Origin of the sequence: Granulicella arctica (assembly GCF_025685605.1) — a bacterium.
Classification (GTDB): Bacteria; Acidobacteriota; Terriglobia; order Terriglobales; family Acidobacteriaceae; genus Edaphobacter; species Edaphobacter arcticus.
Genome location: NZ_JAGTUT010000001.1, coordinates 1,876,447 through 1,895,156, shown reverse-complemented (window position 1 = coordinate 1,895,156; position 18,710 = coordinate 1,876,447). Strand labels below are relative to the sequence as shown.

Below are 18,710 nucleotides of genomic sequence, written 5' to 3'. Positions count from 1 at the left end.
ACCGTATATGCTGCTGAGAACACCTACAACTCCGCGGAGAAGTTCTCATGCTCACGAAGTTCGCAGATCCGCACGTTCGATTCCGCATCGCCGCGTCGCTTGCGGCACTGTCCCTCGTTATTCCGGCGCACGCTGAACAGCCCACGCACGCGGCTCATGCGATGGTGCTGAGCGTTCAGCATGATGCTGCCGATGCTGGCGTCTCAATTCTGAAGCAGGGCGGCAATGCGGTAGATGCAGCGGTGGCGGTCCACTTCTCGCTTGCGGTGGTCTATCCCTTTGCGGGCAATCTTGGCGGGGGCGGCTTTATGCTGATCCGCGATAAGCACGGTCGCTCGCATTTTCTTGACTACCGCGAAAAGGCTCCTGCTGCGGCCACGCGCGATATGTACCTCGATGCGCAGGGGAACATTGCGCCGGGCAGGTCGCTTGTGGGCTATCTGGCTTCGGGTGTTCCGGGCTCGGTGGCCGGGATGATCTATGCGCAGTCGCACTTCGGTAAGCTCAGCCTTGCGCAGGATATGGCTCCGGCGATCAAGCTGGCGACGGATGGGTTTGTGCTGAGCGCGGCGGAGGCGACATGGCTGCAAAGCAAGAACATCGCTCGCTTTCCCGTCTCGGCACACATCTATCAGCGAGATGGCAACTTCTATAAGGCAGGCGAGACCTTTCAACAGCCGGTGCTCGGTGCGACGCTGACAGCGATTGCCAGCGATCCAAACACCTTCTATAAGGGCGCGATGGCGCAGAAGATCGCTGCTTTTGAGAAGGAGCATAGTGGGCTGATTACGGCGGAGGATCTGGCGAGCTATGAGGTGAAGGACCGGGAGCCGATCAAGGGGAGATACCACGGGTATGACGTGATTACGGCACCGCCTCCGTCTTCGGGCGGGATCATCCTGGTCGAGATCCTGAATATTCTTTCTACCTATGACCTGCCTAAGCTGGGGCCGGATCGAGGTACTGCACAGGTCCACATCATTACCGAAGCTTTCCGGCGCGCGTACAAAGATCGTGCTGATTATCTTGGCGATCCCGACTTCAACCAGCTTCCTCTCAAGCAGATGGCGAGCCTGAAGTACGCAGCAGCATGGCGCAGTTCGATCGATCCGGATAAGCCGACGCCGAGTGCGAGCCTTGTTCGGCCTGCCAACTTCATGCCTCAGCCCCCGGACAGTCCGCCGCATAAACAGCCTACGGACACGACTCACTTCTCGATTGTCGATAAGGACGGGATGGCTGTCTCGAGCACGACTACCTTGAATGGTGGATACGGTTCGGGTGTGACGGTGGAGGGGCTTGGCTTCCTGCTGAACAACGAGATGGACGACTTTACATCGAAGATCGGCGTGGCGAATGTCTACGGGCTGATGCAGAGCTCGGCGAACTCGATCGCTCCGGGTAAACGGCCGCTCTCTGCGATGACACCGACGATTGTGACTACGCGTGGGCACTGGTATCGGCACGGCAAGCTGTACCTTGTGCTCGGCTCACCGGGTGGCTCGACGATCATTACCACGGTGGCGAACGACATCATCTCTGTGATCGACAACCATCTTGATGTTCAGACTGACGCGGATGCGCCGCGCTTCCATCACCAATACCTGCCGGATCGGCTGGACCTTGAGAAGAGCTTCTCGGCGGAGGTTGGCGATCAACTAAAGGCGATGGGGTACACCACCAATCGCAACCAGCATGCCGACGAGAAGAGTCCCGGGACTTGGGGCGACAGTGAGTTGATCATGGTCGACCCGAAGACGCATGAGCTGCTGGGCGGCCATGACTCGCGGCGGACTTACGGCAAAGCTGCTGGTTACTAACTCTCGACGAGACGGCATCTTCATGACTTCAAGTCTCCGGATCGGTACCGCAGGATGGAGCATTCCCAGTCGTTTTGGCAGTGACGTGCCTGGCGAAGGGACGCACCTTGAACGCTACGCTCGTGCCTTTCGCTGTTGCGAGATTGACTCATCCTTCTACAAGCCGCACCGTCTTGCGACCTGGGCGAAGTGGGCAGCTTCAGTGCCCGAGCACTTTCGCTTCTCCGTCAAAGCACCTAAGACCATTACGCATGAGGGCAAACTTGCCTGCTCGCCTGAGCTACTGAAGACCTTCCTCGAACAAGTAACGACTCTTGATGCAAAGCTTGGCCCGCTTCTCTTCCAACTTCCGCCAAAATTCGCATTTGAGCTGGCCTCCGCAGAGGCCTTCATGGTCATGTTGCGCGACCTGCATCCCGGCCCGGTTGTCTTTGAACCACGCCATCCCACATGGTTTACGGCTGAGGTTAGCGAGCTCTTTCGAAGGTTCCATATCGCGCTTGTGGCGGCCGATCCAACCTCCATTCCGGAGGCTACTTACCCCGGAGGTTGGGAGGCCCTTGTCTACTATCGGCTGCACGGCTCACCGCGTGTGTACTACTCTGCGTACGAAGACGGTCGCTTGGTTCCGCTCGCTACTGATATGAAGGCGCGACAGAAAAATGCTGATGTCTGGTGCATCTTCGACAACACAGCGTCAGGTGCTGCACTTGGCGATGCGCGTCGACTGCAGCAGCTTACGGAATGAGCGCAGCGCTAAGGCTGCTTGAGAACGAGGTCGATCACGCGTTCAACGACGGGTGCCATGACAGCATAACCCGCTGCTGTCGGGTGGACTCCATCTACACTCAGGCCAGGTTTGAAGCCTCCGTCGGGTCCTACAAGGACGCTGTAGTAGTCCACATATCCGAGGCCTTGGGCGCGGGCGTACTCCTTCTCCCATGCGCTGAGTGCGAGCAGCATCGGCGCGGGGTGCGACCCTTTGGCCCATGGAAACTCGATGGTTGGCTGCTGTGAGGCGAGGATCATCTGGATGTGATTCTCTTTGGCAACGGCGACCATGGAGCGGATGTTGTCTTCAATCATCTCGAGCGTTGCCGTGCCCGTGTTGCCCGCTACATCGTTCGAGCCGCCGAGGAAGACTACGGCCGCGGGCCGCAGCGCGACGACATCCTGTTGAAAGCGGATCAACATCTGCGGCGTTGTCTGACCGCTTACGCCACGGTTGACGTAGGGCTTGCCGGGGAAGAAGACAGAGTCATACTTGCGACCCCAGTTGTCCGTTGTCGACGAGCCGAAGAAGACGACTCGCTTCTGTCCTGCATTGGGCGGAGGCAGCGCTGCGTCCGCTGCACGGTATCGGCCGAGCTGCGGCCAGTCCGCCAACTTCGCGCGCATCTCCTGCAACTCGCCTGCGGTGACCGTCGCTACCGGAACGGCTATTGAGACGGACGCCTGCTGGGCCCAGAGACTGCCACTCATTACAAGGGTCGCTATATAGAGATACTTCATCGTGGGCCTATTGCCTTATCGACTGCGGCTTGCGCGAGTGGTTGCATGATGGCGTATCCCTTCGCATTGGGATGGACGCCGTCGAGGCTGATGCCGGGCTTCATCCCGCCATTCTCATCGGCCATCGCGGTGTAGTAGTCGAGGTAGGTGATGGAGTGGTTGACGCTATAACCAGCGAGCCAGTTATTGAGCGCCTGAATCTTGAGCGCGGGCTTGAGTCCGGGCTTCCATGGATAGTCTGCCACCGGCAGGATGGACGCGAAGATCACCTTGATGCCGTTCGCCTTGGCGAGGTCTGCCATGGTGCGGAAGTTGTCCTCGATCATCTCCGGCGTCTCTGGGCCAGTGTTCCCGGCGATGTCGTTGGTGCCGGCGAGGATGACGACTGCTGCCGGATGGAGGTTGATGACATCCTGACGAAACCGGACGACCATCTGCGGCGTCGTCTGGCCGCTGATGCCGCGATTGATGTAGGGCTTACCGGGGAAGAACTCGCCACCGTTGCTGACCCAGGCGTCGGTGATGGAGTCGCCGTAGAAGACCACGCGGCCGGTCATGCCGGAGGTTCCGAGTGTGGCGTTGGCTGCCTTGTATCTGTCGAGCTGTGCCCAATCCATGAGTTGTGTTCTCATCCTCGCTACTGCAGCATCGCTGACGGCTGGCGGGGCAGGTGCCGGGGTTGCATCCTGTGCGAGCAAAACCGTCATCGGCACAATTGCCAGCAGCGCTGCTCTCATTAGAACCTTCATTGCGTCTCTCCTGATGGATCGTTACGACCGGCTAGACCGGCTCACCCTTGGTGGTCTCGATTCTAGAGGATTGCGCCCACTCCTTTCTCCATAAGGAGAAACAAAGCTTAATCCACCTGCTGTACCTTTAAAACTGATGAACCCTGGAATCTCTACTCACGTTTTCCTGCAGCAGCGCCTGAGCACCGGCCTTCTCGACGCACTTCGCAACGGAGGGGCGCGCACCATTGAGATCTTCGCCGCCCGTCATCACTTCGACTACGCCGACCGTTCCGTCGTCCGCGAGATCGCAAGCTGGTTCCGCTCGAACGATATTGGCGCCACCTTGCACCAGCCGCTTTACACCGATGCCCAGTGGTCGCGGCATGTGGCCCCGACGATCAACCTGATCCATGTAGAGAAATCTCACCGGATCGACGCGATGGACGAGGTGAAACGCGCGATCGAGGCCGCCGAGCAGATTCCTTTCACTGCCGCGACGTTGCACCTTGGCCAGAAGGATGATGAATGGAGTCCACGGTCGCTCGAACACTCGCTCACCGCCATTGAGCACCTAAAGGCCTTCGCGCACCCTCTTGGCGTCAAAATTTTGCTCGAAAATTTACAGAATGAGGTCACCACGCCAGAGCATCTGCTTGAGATCGTCAAGGTTGGGCACTTCGACACGGTTAACTTCTGCCTCGACGTGGCGCATGCGCATATCGCCGCGCCTGAGAACGGCGAAGGGATCGATACGGCCTTCGAACTGCTGAAGGGGCGTATCGGCGAGATCAAGCTGCATGACAATAACGGCACGAAGGATGAGCATCTGTGGCCGGGTGCGGGGACGATCGACTGGCCGAATGTTGCCAAGCGCATCGCCGGGCTGAAGACGCAGCTTCCTGCGATTCTTGAGATCTCGCATGATCTTGGGGAAACTCCCGAATCCGTGACAAAGAAGTCCCAGCTTTTCTGGGACGAGCAGGCCCGCCACGCGGATTCGCTCCAAGCCTCTTGATCCGACGACTGGACTCATTCATTTACCCTAATGGCTGACATGTCGACTGAAACCAGCCCCATCGCTACCATCGCCTCCCTCAGTGCCCATGAAGGCCAGACCGTTACGCTACGTGGCTGGCTCTACAATCTTCGCGCCTCCGGCAAGCTGCTCTTCCCGATCTTTCGCGACGGTACCGGCACTATTCAGGGCATCGTCCCGAAGGCTGCGGTCTCGGAAGACGTATTCGAGACGCTCAAGAACCTGACGCTCGAGTCCAGCCTTGTGGTGACGGGCAAGGTTCGAGCCGATAGCCGCGCGCCCTCCGGCTTTGAGATTGATGTGGAGCATGTAGAAGTGCTGCAGCGTGTGCCCGATGAGACCCCGTTTCCGATCACGCTCAAAGAGCATGGCGTTGATTTCCTGATGGAGCACCGCCACCTCTGGCTTCGGACGCCGCGGCAGTCCGCCATTCTGCGGGTGCGGGCCACGATTATGCGCGCGGCTGCGGAGTACTTTGACACCAACGGTTTTACCCGGACCGATCCGCCGATCCTGACGCCGAATGCGTGTGAGGGTACGTCTGAACTGTTCGAGATGGACTACTTCGATGACGACAAGGCCTATCTCACTCAGTCCGGTCAGCTCTACATCGAAGCCACGGCGCTGGCGCTCGGCAAGGTCTACAGCTTTGGGCCGACGTTTCGGGCGGAGAAGTCGAAGACGCGGCGACACCTTACTGAGTTCTGGATGATTGAACCTGAGGTGGCTTTTCTGGAGCTCGATGGGTTGCTGTTGCTTGCTGAAGGATTGCTGACTCATATTGTGACTATGGTGCTTGCTCAGCATCGCGCCGACCTCAAGGTGATTGGGCGCGACGTGCCGAAGCTTGAGGCTGTGGTCGCGCCGGGTGCGGAAGGGTCGTTGGCCTTCCCTCGCCTGAGCTATGACGAGGCCCACGCGATGCTCGTCGATGCCTTCAACAACGGCCTGATTGAGACGGAGCACAAGGATGGTGACGACTTTGGGTCACCGGACGAGACCTACATCTCCTCGCAGTTCGATAAGCCTGTGATCATCCATCGCTATCCTTCGGCGATTAAGGCGTTCTATATGCAGCCTGATCCGGCTGATCCGGCGCGTGCGCTTTGCGTTGATGTTCTCGCGCCTGAGGGCTACGGCGAGATTATTGGGGGCTCGCAGCGCATTCACGACTACGACCTGCTGAAGTTGCGGATCGAGCAGGCAGAGCTACCGCTTGCTCCGTTCCAGTGGTACCTGGATCTGCGCAAGTACGGCAGCGTTCCGCATAGCGGGTTTGGGATGGGGATTGAGCGCGTTGTGGCGTGGATCTGCGGGCTGGATCATGTGCGCGAAACGATTCCGTTCGCCAGGACATTGAATCGGATTTATCCGTAGAGGCATGGGCTTACAAGGTCTATGTCTGGCTTCCACTATGAGTGAGTTGGATACTGGCGACGATCTGCCTAACGGTATCCATTCTTTTTGGATATTGAGGACGGCCGTTCGATTTCGGTGTATGCGGCCAAGATTGCCGGGTGCATCTGGCTGGTATCCAGAAACTCTGGATCTCTTAGAAGTTTGCGCAGGTCTTCCATGTTCGATTCCGGAGCGTCGAGAGCCATCACTCGTTGTGCATCCCGTACAAAGCAGGCCTGCAGGCGAAAGAGGATGTCCCAATCCTCCGAGACCTCCCGGCCCTCGCGCGGCATCTGCACGAATCGATAGGTGTAGTAAATGCAGTCGAGCATCCGCGGTCGCAAACCCGGAAACTCGAGGCTGTGTTGGTCCTGGGCACGCCATTCGTTCAGCAGAAAGAGTCGTCCCTGATGGATCAGCGCGGATAACTCTCCGAGCAACTCCGTCGTGATCGGTTCACCCTGCTGCCAGTGATGGAGAGCGGCGCTCATCGCGGCCAGCACTGCATCCGCCCATTTGCGAAAACCGGCGTTGAAGCTCGCTCGGTCCCGAATACTTGCCTCTCGGCGGTTGCGGCGGCTCCACAGGATGTTCAGCGTCAAGGCCGTGACGGTGGTGATAAAGCTCGCTATGCCAATAACCTGGGCAATCTCCAATGACCGCATTGCATCAACCTCGTTCCGTCTCAGAATGATAGCCGGGCGGACTTAATAACCCATACCCCTTTTGCGTGGAACGCCATCATTCCTGGAAGTGCTAGAGCTTCATACAGGAATTTCTTCACCCGTGTATCGTGGATAACCATGTCGATTCGTGCCGTGTTTCTTGTAGCTACAGTTCTATTTGCTGGCCTTCCTGCGCTTGCTCAGGCTCCTAATACGCTTACTCAGAAGGAGGCGGCTGGTGGTTGGAGACTGCTTTGGGATGGAAAGACTCCTGCTGGTTGGCGGAGTAGTAAGGACGTGAGCTTTCCGACGGTTGGGTGGGAGCTTAAGGATGGTCTGCTGAATGTGACCGACACCAGCGGCGAGGAGGGTAGCAGCGCTGTCGACATCATTACGACGGATGCGTTTACCAACTTTGAGCTTTCGGTAGATTTTCGGATCACTACGGGGGCGAATAGCGGGATCAAGTACTTTGTCGACCCAGCTGCGAATGGGGGCAAGAACGCGACGATCGGGTTTGAGTACCAGATCCTCGATGACGCTGTGCATCCTGACGCGAAGAAGGGCAAGGATGGGGATCGGACGCAAGCGTCACTCTACGACATGATTGCGCCTGCGAAGGGGAAGCCTGAGCGGCCGATTGGGGCGTGGAATACGGCGCGGATCGTGGTTCGCGGCGCGCATGGCGAGCACTGGCTGAATGGAGTTAAGGTCGTCGAGTATGAGCGATTTACGCCGCAGTTTCGGCAGCTCGTTGCGGACAGCAAGTATCACGTCTATCCGGGATTCGGCGAGGCTAGGTCGGGCCATATCCTGCTGCAGGATCATGGATTTCCAGTGTCGTTCCGGAATATCAAGATTCGGGAGTTGCCGGCAACTCCCTCCAAGTAGGTTGACTTTCAGACCTTACATGAATGTATGGTGAACCATGTCGATTCGCGCTACGCTCCTCGTCGTCTCCTTACTTGCCGGTTCTATTTCGCTCGCGGCACAGGCGCCTAATACGCTTACAAAGCAGGAGGTGGCTGCTGGTTGGCATCTCCTCTGGGATGGCAAGACCAGCGCAGGCTGGGAGAGTGAGCGTAGTGGTCCGTTTCCGGGATCGGGATGGGAACTTAAGGATGGGCTGCTCAGCGTCACCGACACTGGCGGTGCGGAGGGCGGCGCAGCGGGCGATATCATTACGACAACGAAGTACGCAAGCTTTGAACTCTCCGTCGACTTCCGCACGACGGTCGGAGCGAACAGCGGGATTCTGTACCTGGTCGACCTGAACCTGAAGAAAGGGATGGGCTCGCCAGTTGGCTTTGAGTACCAGATTCTCGATGATGCTGTGCATTCCGATGCCAAGCGCGGCAAGGATGGTGACCGCACCGTCGCTTCACTTTATGACATGATTCCAGCCCGCAGCGATAAGCCGATCAAGCCGGTGGGTGAGTGGAACACGGCGCGGATCGTGCTTCGCGGAACGCACGGAGAGCATTGGCTGAATGGCCAGAAGGTGCTGGAGTTCGACAGGAACAGTCCTGAGTTCAAACAAATTGTTGCTGGCAGCAAATTCAGCGTCTATCCCAACTTCGGCGAGATGCCGGAGACGGCGATCGTTCTGCAGGATCATGGGTTTCCGGTCTCGTTCCGAAACATCAAAATCCGAGTACTGCGACCGTCGCCACGATAAAGCTAAGCCGCTTCGATCGCTGCCATCAGTTCTTCGTACTTCCATTCGCCTTCGTAGAGGTTTCCGTTGATGAAGAAAGTGGGAGTACCGTGTACCCCAGATCGTTTGCCGCCGTCTACATCGGTGGCGATTCGCTTGGCAAACTCGTGATCTTCGATCGCCGAGGCGGCATCGTTGCCGTCCAGTCCGAGCTGCTCGGTTAATTTCACCAGCATGGAAGGTCTGAGGCGTCTCTGATGGGCGAAGAGCGCGTCGTGCATCTGCCAGAACTTGCCTTGTGCGGCTGCAAACTCGGCCAGTTGGGCTGCCGGTTCTGCCATCTCGTGAATGTCCGCCAGCGGAAAGTTTCGGAAGACGAATCGCATCTCCTTGCCGTAATGCTTTTGAAGCTTCTTCACCATCGGGTAGGCCATTCCGGCATCGGGACACTGATAATCTCCATATTCGACGAGTGTGATTTTAGCTTTCGCATCGCCTAAGCTGTGATCATCGTCCGTTACCGGAACCTTTAGCATTGACATTGATTTACCCCTGAACCTCCTACTTGGATGCAGGAGTTTCAGGTATGGACGAGCGCTGCTCGGTGCTTAGAAGACGAAACGGAGGGAGAGTTGGGCCTGCCGTGGATCGCCGACACCAGTGCGAAGGAAGCCGCTGAAATCGAAGAGAGCCGGGGAACTGAGCGGGTTCAGATTGTTCGTGTTGTTGAAGGTATTGAAGACTTCAACCCGGGGAATAAGTTCAAACTTGCTGTCATGGAATCGGATGGGGCGGGCAACGCCGAAGTCGAAGACGAAGAAGGCGTTGTCCTTGCGGAGGTGGTTGCGGCCGCAATCAACGCCATTTACGAAGCGTGTCAGTGAGTTATTGAAGCTACACGCCGCGCCGGTGCCCGTGCCATTTGTGTTGTCGGTTTCGGGTTCGGCGGAGTGCTGCTGAACGCGGATGTTGCCTTTGAAGCCGAAGGGCAGCTCGCCGAGTCCGAAGGCGTTAAACTTGTGTCGCTCATCGCGATCCGCGAGGGAGTACTCCGCGCCGAGGTTGTAGAGGTTGGCATAGCGGAAGGTGAAGGGATCGCGCTCGTTCGAGTCATCATCGCGGTCGACCGAGTAGGTGTACTGCGCTTCGAACTGGAAGTGGTGAGACATGCGCTTTCGCATGCCGATGGTGAGGCCACGGTAGAGCGACTTGGCGTTGCTGATGGTGTTGGTGATGGTTCCAAGATTCGTAAACGGCACAGCTCCGGCGTACGAAACCGTATCGGCGTTGACTGCCGGGATGACGGTCGGTCCGACGTTGGGGTTCGTGAAGCGCGTGAGATAGACGCCCTTCGAATCGGTGAAATCAACGAAGGCGACATAGTCCTGGGCGACCTGCTGGTCGTATCCGACGTTGAAGGTGAGGATTCGGGGGTTGTGGTAGTTCTTGTCGAAGACGGTGACGCCTGCGCCGATGGGCGAGTAGGTAGCCGGAACGGCGCAATCGTTCGGATAAACGGGCATGCCGTTCGAGCAGGTGCCGATCGTCTGCTGCTGCACGCCGTTGGTAGTGATGGCACCGACCTGGGTCAGGCCGTTCTGCCGCGCGTTGAAGATGCCGGCGCTCCCACGCAAGGCTGATTTTCCGTTGCCGAAGGCGTCATATGCAAACCCGACACGGGGCTGAAACTCCTTTGTCTGATTAGGCAGGTAGCCGGTGGAGGGAAAGCGTTGATCTGAGAGATTCGAGCCATAGGCGGTTTTCGAGGGGTCGATGACTGGGTTGGGAAAGAACTGTGCCTCCCAGCGAAGACCGTAGTTGATGGTGAGTCGCGAGGCGACCTGCCAGGTATCCTGCGCGTACAAGGCTGGTTCATGATTGGCGATGCTGGAGTAGCCTGCCTGCTGAACAGTCTCGCCGGGCTGGGTAGCAGTGTCCTGGAGGTAGAGGAAGAGCGGGCTGCCGAACGAATTAGCCGAGCCGCCCGGGCACGAGGTAGCCGCCGACTGGAAGCTGCCATCGGCGCAGGATACCGTATTCGGTCCATAGCCGTTGCCGGTGCTGGCGGGTGAGGCATAGTGGAGGAAGCCAGTAGCGCTGCCGAAAATATAGCGGCCCAAGGCGAAGCCGTCGAAAACCTGAACGTTGTGGCTGTAAAGGTACTCCGCGCCGACCTTGACGGTGTGTTTGCCGAGGATGAGCGAGTAGTTATCCTTGAAGTCCAGGTGATAGAACGTCTCGCTCGACCCAGGTCCGAGGAAGAATGGCTGACCGAAGCGGAAGGATGGCGAGAAGCCGATACCGGTATCCGGAACGGCGGTCGGATCAATCGGCGAGCGAGGCCGGGTCTCGTGTCCAAAGGTGAAGTGCGCCTCGTTGAGCGCGTGTGAGTTGAGGGTAGTGATGAGGTTTGAGTTCAGCGTCTGGACATGCGAGGGCCCTTCTGTCCCGTTGGCCGAGGTGCCGTAGGTGGAGACGTCGAAGGTCTGATTTGCGTTGTTAGAGTAGTCGAAGTTATAGGAGACGTTAAGCTGATTCTTCGGACTGATGGTGTAGTCCACACGGCCGAAGAAGGCTCCATTGTGCACGACGTGGTCTACGGGCAAGCCCTCATTCTCGTTGAAGCTGCTCTTATAGAAGTTGAGGAGCACCTGGCGCTGACAGTCCCCGTTGGCGTTGATCTGCGCCTCGGTGATATTCGAGCGGAATACTGGGTTAGTTACCGAGCACGGGGTAGCTCCGCCTAGAGCTGCGCTGTTGTAAGCGCTGAGGTTGGTGCGCTGCAGGTTTTCATCGATGCCTTCAGCGGCTCCGAAATAAAAGAGCTTGTCGCGGATGATATGGCCGCCAGCGCTGCCTCCAAACTGCTCACGATGGAAGTCGGTGAGCGAGGTGCCGTCGGAGGCTGCGGCGGCGAGTGCCTCAAGCCGCTGATATTCGAAGAGGCTGCCGTGAAAATCGTTAGTGCCTGACTTGGTAATGACATTGACGACGCCGCCACCAGTCCTGCCGAATTCTGCATTGGCACCGCTGGCGACGACCTGGAACTCCTTGACCGCTTCGAGGGTAATGTCGACTGCGGCACGCTGGCCGCCGGATTGTTCTCCGAAGAAGCCGTTGTTATAGTCTCCGCCATCAAGCGAGATGTTGTTAAAGATGCCGCGCTGGCCGTTGATGTTGATCTCATCGCCGTCCGGTCCCTGCGAGATGCTGACGCCGGGCGTGAGCGTGAGCAGGTCTTCAAACTTGCGTCCGAGGACCGGCGTCGTCGCGATGGTCTGCTCATTAAGCGTAGTGGTAGAGGAGGCGGTGACCACGTCGACGAGCGGGGCAGAGGTAACGATGACCGACTCGGAGGTGCCGGCGACCTGGAGGGTCAGCTTGAGCGAGGCGGTGCGGCCTACCGTGAGGGTGAGATTCTCCTGGATGGTGGTGGCGAAGCCGGTCTTCGAAATCTTGACGGTGTAGCGTCCGGGTTGGAGTGAGAGGAAGTCGAAGTGGCCTGAACCATCAGTCGTGGCCTGGTGAAGGGTATGGGTTTCGATCTCATCGGTTTCGACCGAAGCGCCCACTACGAAAGCTCCGCCTGCGTCCATAACCTCACCTTGAATGCTGCCGGTGGTGGATTGCACCTGGGCGAGGCCGATTGCGTCGATCCCGAAGATCAGGATCACAAAAAGGGAAAGCTTTGCGGCAAGGTTCGTCATAGCAGCTCCTGAGCAGACCTGCGAACAGACGAATGCAGTGTGATCCGTGGAGCTTCCTGGGCTCGATAGCATAGGCTATGCGAGTGGATGAGGCAGGGAGTTGCCACGTTCTAGCTATCGATCCACTACTTCTGTCTGTTGGCTTTGTCAGAACAGTATCACGTCGGCCAGCGCAAGCTACATCATTTCGCGGACGGCTTACGTCCGGCGATCGATAACGGACTACTTGGCAATGTGAACTGGAAGAGCAAGGCCCAGCGACTACTCGTACTTCAGCGTTTCTACGGGATCGAGGCGGGCGGCACGATTGGCCGGGAGGGTCCCGAAGATGACGCCTACGACGACGGAGGTCGCGAGCGCGATGACGGCGGACCAGGGATTGATCGGAATCGTGAAGGGCGTCAGAAAGCGAACCGAAAATGGCAGCGCTAGGCCAAGGAGAGTGCCGACAATGCCGCCAGCAAGCGAAAGGAAGACAGCTTCGGTGAGGAACTGCATACGGATCTCCCGGCTGGTCGCGCCCATGGCCTTGCGGATGCCAATCTCGCGGATACGGGAGGAGACGTTTGCGAGCATGGAGTTCATGATGCCGACGCCTGAAACAATCAAGGTGACAAAGGCGCCAAGCGTAAGGACGATCGTGAGCATGTCGGCGATCTGAGCCATCTTGTTCAGTACATCCGTCATGACGAAGGCGTTGTAGACGGAGTTGGGGCGGTGATTACCCTTGATGACCGCGAGAATCTTCTTGGAGTCAGGAACAACCATCTTCGAGTCGCTGACGGAGAAGAAAATCTCTTTAACAGTGTCGGTTCCGGTGAAGTAACGCGCGACGGTGTAAGGAATGAGGATGGTCTGATCCGAGACCTCGGACTGACCGAAGGTATCGATGCGCATCTTGAAGACGCCGACGATCGTAAGGGGGATGCCGCGGACGGAGATAGTCTGGTCAATGGCGGCGGAGTCGCTGCCGAAGAGGAGGCGGGCAAAGGGCTCGACGATGACGGCGACCTTGGCGTGGCCGCTGGCATCCTGATCGTCGAAGAAGCGGCCGGCGGTGATGGCGAGGTTGCGAATGTCTTTGTATTGGGGAGAGACGCCGAGGAACATCGTCTCCTTGGTGATGCCGCCGCCGACGCTGATGTCCTCGTGCTGCTCGAGCATGGGCGAGGAGGCGACGACGCCGGGAACCTGCTCGACGACGTTGGTGAGGTCTTCGCGGGTCATATAGTCCGGAGTGCTGACGTTATCGGCACCGACAACGCTGCCGCCGGAGTACTGCATCTCGACCATATTGGTACCGATGGAGGAGATAAGGTCGAGCGCGTACTGCTTGCCTGTAAGGCCGAGCGTCGTGACGAGGATGATTGAGGCCGAACCGATGACCATGCCAATCATGGTGAGCAGGAAGCGGACCTTACTGGCGCGGAAGCTATCGATGGCGAGTTGGACTACCTCGCTGAAGACCATGGTGGTGCGGGCGCTCGCGAGGGTGCGGTCAAACGAGCTCTTGGGGTTGAGAAGCTTCGGCATCGGTATTGATTAGACGCTCTTAACTACGGCAGCGGTGCGAGATTTGCAGGGAGCAGTTGTTGTCATGAGGCGAAGTGCCTGCCGTAGGCGGAAATTCGCAGCAGGCACTGCGGTTTTAGAAGTGGTGCGAGATGCTGGCAATCACAGAATAGTCTGCAAAAAAAGCGTCCCCGTTGAGCGTACCGTTTTGAAGCTCGGGAACGCTCGGAGGACGATTCCGATGCAGCGCCCACGGTCCGTTGACAGAGAGGATCATCTTCTTCGCCTGGAAGATCAGGCCGGGATCAAGCGACAGAATCGAACCGGGCCGGCGAAAGCCGTTGCTGTCGCCGAGCAGGTCGCGAACCGGCACTCCCTCGCCGCGCACACCGAGGCTCATCGTCAGTCCGCGAGCCTTGGGGACGCCCTGCGAGATGCCCACGCGGTAAAGGTATTGGTCGGTGACGGACATGACGCCTTGGCCGGGTTGCGTACGGAAGGTGGCCACGCCATTCGTATCGCGCGGATTAAGTAGATATTGCGCCTGGTAGTAAGCATCGGCACGGCGCCAGATCGATTTATAGCCTTGGGTCGCCACCAATAGGCCCCAGCCACCGTCCCCGGGCTGCATGGATTGGTCGGCAGTCGCCTTGATCGTCTGGCCATTGAGTACACCCGATCCGGTGGCGTTGTCGATGCCGGTTGGGATCTTGAGGGAGGCGCTCACGGCGACGTTACCGCCGTTCTCAGTTGGTGGGCGGAAGATCCAGGCCTGTGCGCCGACGGTTAGATCTCCCAGGCCGCTGACCTGATAGATCCCCACGGGCGCGTAGATCTGGTTGCGCGTGCCGTTGTAGACGGGAACATCGGCAATGAAGCTCCAGCGTGGAGTGAACTTGTATTCCACGCCAACATCGAAGATGTTCTGGTGGTTGCGAACGGTGGTGGGGCGTGCGATCTCAGCATCGCCGATGAAGTATTTATTGGAGTTGAAGACCCGGTATCCAATATCGACTGTCAGGTTGTGAATGGACAGGCCCTTGTAGCCCCCGCCGCTCTCGTTGAATCCGCCAATCGGATTTACCAGTTCGTCCATGGTGTGCTGGGTGGAGTGGGCGGCGACACAACCCTGTGCGATGGCTTGCGTTCCGGCCAGGCTGATCGATGCAAGGGTCGCTATAACCGCAAGCCGCTTGATGTTTCGCATAATGGGTTCCTCGAAGCGAAAATTTGCTCCCGGATCATCGACGTACGCAGAATGCTTGAACGGGAGCCTCCCAACGGTAGGCTGTGGCCGAGAGCTTGTCTTGCACCCAAAGATCGACATTCGCCTCCACCGTGTCCGCGGAGTACTCCCCGGGCGATGCACGGCGGCCGCACGCCGGCGCGCTTGCAGAAAGGCCTTTTGCGTAGGAGGCTGCAGCGTACTAAACTTCAAACAGGAAGAGTGGCCGAGTGGTTGATGGCTCCAGTCTTGAAAACTGGCGTACCTGAAAGGGTATCGGGGGTTCGAATCCCTCCTCTTCCGCCACCTACCTGTTTCAGGAAATCCCAAGACATCCGAAGGCACTACCCGAACCCAAGCGGGCGTTAGGGTTTAGCGCTTTTACCGTCCTAGAGCGTACGACAGAAGCTAAGCGTGCAAGGGGATAGTTCCGGGGGTATGTATTTGTCTTCCGGGGGATACCTCCAAAGCGTTGCTTTGAGGCTCTGATGGTATTGACAGACACTGAGATTCGTAAGGCAAGGGAGACAGGATCTCCCAATTTACTCCGGCAAATTGAGGTTACCCCGGTACCCACGTTACGCGACTCGCGATCAAGTTGATGGCGCTCTCATTTGTACGGACAGAGAACTTATCGGCGCCCGCTGGTCGGAAATCGATCCCGACGCAGCAAGATGGAATATTCCGGCGGACCGCATGACAATGAGGTCGCCGCACGTTGTGCCTCTTGCGAGACAAAATCTGGAAGTTCTCGATATGCTGCGGGAGCTTACTGGTGGAAATATATGGCTGTTTCCGGGTGACCGAAATGCCGTGAAGCCAATGAGCAACAACACGATCCTCAAGGGACTTGAACGAATAGAATACAAGGGTAAGATGACAGGCCACGGCTTTCGCGGGCTCACCTCAACCATCCTCTACGAACGCCGCTACAGTCATGAGCACATCGAACTGCGGTTGGCCATGCCCCGCGAAACGCAGTAAGCGTGGCCTACAATCACGCACTCTATCTCGAACCGCGATCCAAGATGATGTAGGAGTGGGCTCATTTCCTCGAACAGACGCAATGCAGAACTCGTGTGCTTCCTTTCGAGAGCTATTGGCCTAGCCTTGCATAGCCGCAAAGCCGAACTCGCCTGCGTTAGTCATTGCCGAAAACGCCGTTTTCAAGAAGAACGGGTACTCAGACTGGGATGACCTCAAGGCCTATTTCTACCCACTCGGTTGGACTGGTTCCGGGAAGTTGTACCAGATGATCTCCAGCAAACTGAGGCTTCCTTGCGCCTGATGAAGCAGAACACTGACAACATCACTACCGTGATCAAGTCGTATGCTCAGGCTCAACTCACCAATCGGACCTTGATGACCCACGCCGATCGCATTCTGCGGCTCTGCTGGTTGAGCAGCATCACAGACTGACAGCCACAACGGCATTCCGCGATGACTCTCAGAGAGGGTAATGTCCACGTGAGCCCATTGACGAGAAATCGACGCAAGGGAATGAGCAAACTCGGATTCGCGGAGGGTCAGAGGTCTGCTCTCAACCGGAACCATACTGCTTGAAGTCCTCGCTACGGTTTCGTCTAACAATGAAGCTTCTGCAAAGTCAGCCTTTTTCGGCAATCTCGACGTTTTCTCCAGCCCGAGCGGGTCGAAGTTGGTCAAGTCTGTCCATCGCACTTGCAGCTACCAATCCTGCATCTTTGACAGCCAGACTTATTCCCAGCAGTAAGTGCAATGCACAGGTTTACCGCGTTCCGCAGGCGCGGGCAGCAGATCTTTATCGATTTGGCATGGAGAATAGAGCTCATTGGCTGCATTCCTTTTCTTTACGCTAATTCAATTTAGAAGAGGGCCCGGCGCCAACCACTGCATGTTCTGACATCTCGGGAGCGGGTTTGTAGGTTGCATCATGCCGAACATAGATCTCTTCTGCTCGGCTTATCGGAGTTCCCGTGACGATGACATAACTCTGCCCGTCGCTCTCGAAGGAGACACGGTTGAGTTGAACCTTTGTCGATATAGCGCCTTCGGTGGGCATCAACGAAAGCAGAAAGCGCCCTTGGCCCGGAACGTAAAGAAAAACACCATCTCCAGGATGATCGGCTATTGCGCTCCCGCCCGCCATGTCCCCCACTACTTTGTTATTCTTCAGGAGAAGAGGCGAAGTGAGTCTTACTTCATTTGCGCCAGGGTCGAGCATCTGATTGCTTCCATAGGTCAGCGGCATGTGGTCCGTCCATTCGCCAGTAAGCGTCACTTTCAGCTCTCCAGTATTTGGGAGTGAAAAGGACTGTCCGGGTGTAAACCAGGACTGCGTCTCTGGTAGGGCGCTCTCCGCCTCAGGACCATAGCTGCTAGGACCCAAGGGGACAATCTTGGACCGAATCGACAGCAGGACACGCTCTCCGTCTCGGCGAAGTGTCTTGATGGAGTAGAACAGGTTGCTGCGATCGATTTGCGCCAAGCCTCCGCAATCCGAATGGTCCTTATCGGTGGTCGACATAAAACATTGAAAGCTGTCGCCCTGCTCTGGAGTAAGCTTCAGCATCATCACTGAGCCATCTTCATGCGCTCGAACCTCAACCAGCGCCAAACGTGAACCCAAAGCGACAAGCAGCAGAACAAGACAAGCGAAGGCAATTCTTGGGATACGCATCATTTGCAAACCTTTCTCGAACCATATGGTTGTGGCAGTCTGCGTCTTGAGCCATGTGCGATCCGGAACCGGTTCCGTGATCAGGAGGCTGCCATAGCTGCGCAGCGCTAACCCCATCTCGGCGTAGCCTCTTAGTAGCTTCTGGCAATCCGCACAGTGGGCAATGTGTTCGGAAGCTTCGCGCGGCACATTTTCTCCGTCGTAAACTGCTGAGACAAACTCTCTGATTTCATCGCACCTCATGTAGTTCTCCTTTGGCTGCGCCGAGCCAGATAGTCCGCAGCGCCTGCCGCGCCATAAAGAGTCTCGACCGAACGGTCCCTATCGGAATGTCCAGCATGACGGCAAGCTCGGCGTAAGAATGCCCCTCGACTTCGCGTAACCATATCAACGTCCGTTGTTCTTCAGGCAAATGTTGCAGAGCGTCCGAGACCATTGAACCCTGCTCCAGATCACAACTCATCAAGATCTCTTCCTGTACAGGCGACTCGGATTTGGTACGTCGCCACCATTCTGCTGCTCGATGTCTTCCAATACCGAAGAGATAGGCCCCTACACTTCCACGTGCAGGATCAAAGCCATCCGGATGCCTCCATAGCTGTGTAAAAACCTCCTGCGTCAAATCCTCAGCAGCTTGGAAAGAGCCAACGATCTGCCGAAGGAAGGCGCGCAGGCGTGGCGCGTATTCGCGGTACACAGATCCGAACATCTCGGCATTACGTGCCCAATCTTTTACGACCTTAACGTCTTCAGTCATGAATGATCTCTACACTGATCTTCGTGTCTGA

The 18,710-nt window shown here is 57.4% G+C and carries 17 protein-coding genes and 1 tRNA gene; 8 read left to right on the top strand and 10 right to left on the bottom strand.

What is annotated here, in order from left to right; translation table 11 throughout:
* Positions 1–47: 47 nt before the first annotated feature.
* Together ggt and OHL20_RS07670 are read left to right on the top strand one after the other, a co-directional pair.
* Complete coding sequence (gene ggt / locus OHL20_RS07675; RefSeq protein WP_263382613.1) at positions 48–1,820, top strand: gamma-glutamyltransferase; 1,773 nt, start codon at positions 48–50, stop codon at positions 1,818–1,820.
* 22 nt (positions 1,821–1,842) lie between these two features.
* Complete coding sequence (locus OHL20_RS07670) at positions 1,843–2,568, top strand: DUF72 domain-containing protein (protein ID WP_263382612.1); 726 nt, start codon at positions 1,843–1,845, stop codon at positions 2,566–2,568.
* An 8-nt stretch (positions 2,569–2,576) separates the two neighbouring features.
* Here the strand turns inward: OHL20_RS07670 and OHL20_RS07665 are convergent, their stop codons facing one another.
* Both OHL20_RS07665 and OHL20_RS07660 read right to left on the bottom strand, forming a co-directional pair.
* Entirely contained in the window at positions 2,577–3,332 is a 756-nt protein-coding gene (locus tag OHL20_RS07665) for an SGNH/GDSL hydrolase family protein (RefSeq protein ID WP_263382611.1), read from the bottom strand.
* Positions 3,329–4,081, bottom strand: coding sequence for an SGNH/GDSL hydrolase family protein (locus OHL20_RS07660; RefSeq protein WP_263382610.1), 753 nt, complete (start codon positions 4,079–4,081; stop codon positions 3,329–3,331). The genes OHL20_RS07665 and OHL20_RS07660 overlap by 4 nt, the downstream gene beginning before the upstream one ends.
* A gap of 136 nt (positions 4,082–4,217) precedes the next feature.
* On the opposite strand from OHL20_RS07660, the gene OHL20_RS07655 reads away from it, so the two are divergent.
* Together OHL20_RS07655 and asnS are read left to right on the top strand one after the other, a co-directional pair.
* On the top strand, positions 4,218–5,078 hold the full coding sequence (locus tag OHL20_RS07655) for a sugar phosphate isomerase/epimerase family protein (protein WP_263382609.1): 861 nt from the start codon (positions 4,218–4,220) through the stop codon (positions 5,076–5,078).
* 39 nt (positions 5,079–5,117) lie between these two features.
* Positions 5,118–6,476 carry an asparagine--tRNA ligase gene (asnS, locus tag OHL20_RS07650; protein ID WP_263382608.1) on the top strand — a complete coding sequence of 453 codons (1,359 nt, stop codon included), beginning with the start codon at positions 5,118–5,120 and terminating at the stop codon, positions 6,474–6,476.
* Positions 6,477–6,544: 68 nt separating this feature from the next.
* Here asnS and OHL20_RS07645 read toward each other — a convergent pair whose 3' ends face one another.
* Positions 6,545–7,162, bottom strand: a complete 618-nt coding sequence (locus tag OHL20_RS07645) for a hypothetical protein (RefSeq protein WP_263382607.1) — start codon at positions 7,160–7,162, stop codon at positions 6,545–6,547.
* 138 nt (positions 7,163–7,300) lie between these two features.
* On the opposite strand from OHL20_RS07645, the gene OHL20_RS07640 reads away from it, so the two are divergent.
* Positions 7,301–8,053: a 3-keto-disaccharide hydrolase gene (locus OHL20_RS07640; RefSeq protein ID WP_263382606.1), complete on the top strand. Its 753-nt coding sequence runs from the start codon at positions 7,301–7,303 to the stop codon at positions 8,051–8,053.
* Positions 8,054–8,090: 37 nt separating this feature from the next.
* Positions 8,091–8,840: a 3-keto-disaccharide hydrolase gene (locus OHL20_RS07635; RefSeq protein WP_263382605.1), complete on the top strand. Its 750-nt coding sequence runs from the start codon at positions 8,091–8,093 to the stop codon at positions 8,838–8,840.
* A 2-nt stretch (positions 8,841–8,842) separates the two neighbouring features.
* Here OHL20_RS07635 and OHL20_RS07630 read toward each other — a convergent pair whose 3' ends face one another.
* From OHL20_RS07630 to OHL20_RS07615, 4 genes are all read right to left on the bottom strand, one after another.
* Positions 8,843–9,361 carry a DsbA family protein gene (locus OHL20_RS07630; protein ID WP_263382604.1) on the bottom strand — a complete coding sequence of 173 codons (519 nt, stop codon included), beginning with the start codon at positions 9,359–9,361 and terminating at the stop codon, positions 8,843–8,845.
* A gap of 66 nt (positions 9,362–9,427) precedes the next feature.
* Positions 9,428–12,526 (bottom strand): TonB-dependent receptor, encoded by a 3,099-nt coding sequence (locus OHL20_RS07625; RefSeq protein WP_263382603.1) that lies wholly within the window; start codon positions 12,524–12,526, stop codon positions 9,428–9,430.
* 261 nt (positions 12,527–12,787) lie between these two features.
* Positions 12,788–14,059: an ABC transporter permease gene (locus OHL20_RS07620; protein WP_263382602.1), complete on the bottom strand. Its 1,272-nt coding sequence runs from the start codon at positions 14,057–14,059 to the stop codon at positions 12,788–12,790.
* Between the two features lie 115 nt (positions 14,060–14,174).
* Positions 14,175–15,245 (bottom strand): hypothetical protein, encoded by a 1,071-nt coding sequence (locus OHL20_RS07615; protein WP_263382601.1) that lies wholly within the window; start codon positions 15,243–15,245, stop codon positions 14,175–14,177.
* Positions 15,246–15,479: 234 nt separating this feature from the next.
* On the opposite strand from OHL20_RS07615, the gene OHL20_RS07610 reads away from it, so the two are divergent.
* Positions 15,480–15,569, top strand: a tRNA-Ser gene (locus tag OHL20_RS07610).
* 249 nt (positions 15,570–15,818) lie between these two features.
* On the top strand, positions 15,819–16,247 hold the full coding sequence (locus OHL20_RS07605; RefSeq protein WP_263382600.1) for a tyrosine-type recombinase/integrase: 429 nt from the start codon (positions 15,819–15,821) through the stop codon (positions 16,245–16,247).
* Between the two features lie 228 nt (positions 16,248–16,475).
* Here OHL20_RS07605 and OHL20_RS07600 read toward each other — a convergent pair whose 3' ends face one another.
* The 3 genes from OHL20_RS07600 to OHL20_RS07590 all read right to left on the bottom strand — a co-directional run bounded on the left by OHL20_RS07600 (position 16,476) and on the right by OHL20_RS07590 (position 18,679).
* The gene (locus OHL20_RS07600; protein ID WP_263382599.1) at positions 16,476–16,928 is read right to left on the bottom strand and encodes a hypothetical protein; all 453 of its coding nucleotides are present in this window, start codon (positions 16,926–16,928) and stop codon (positions 16,476–16,478) included.
* Positions 16,929–17,097: 169 nt separating this feature from the next.
* A complete protein-coding gene (locus OHL20_RS07595; RefSeq protein WP_263382598.1) occupies positions 17,098–18,111 on the bottom strand; it encodes a hypothetical protein in 1,014 nt (337 codons plus the stop codon).
* 40 nt (positions 18,112–18,151) lie between these two features.
* Positions 18,152–18,679 carry an RNA polymerase sigma factor gene (locus OHL20_RS07590; RefSeq protein ID WP_263382597.1) on the bottom strand — a complete coding sequence of 176 codons (528 nt, stop codon included), beginning with the start codon at positions 18,677–18,679 and terminating at the stop codon, positions 18,152–18,154.
* Between the last annotated feature and the right edge of the window lie 31 nt (positions 18,680–18,710).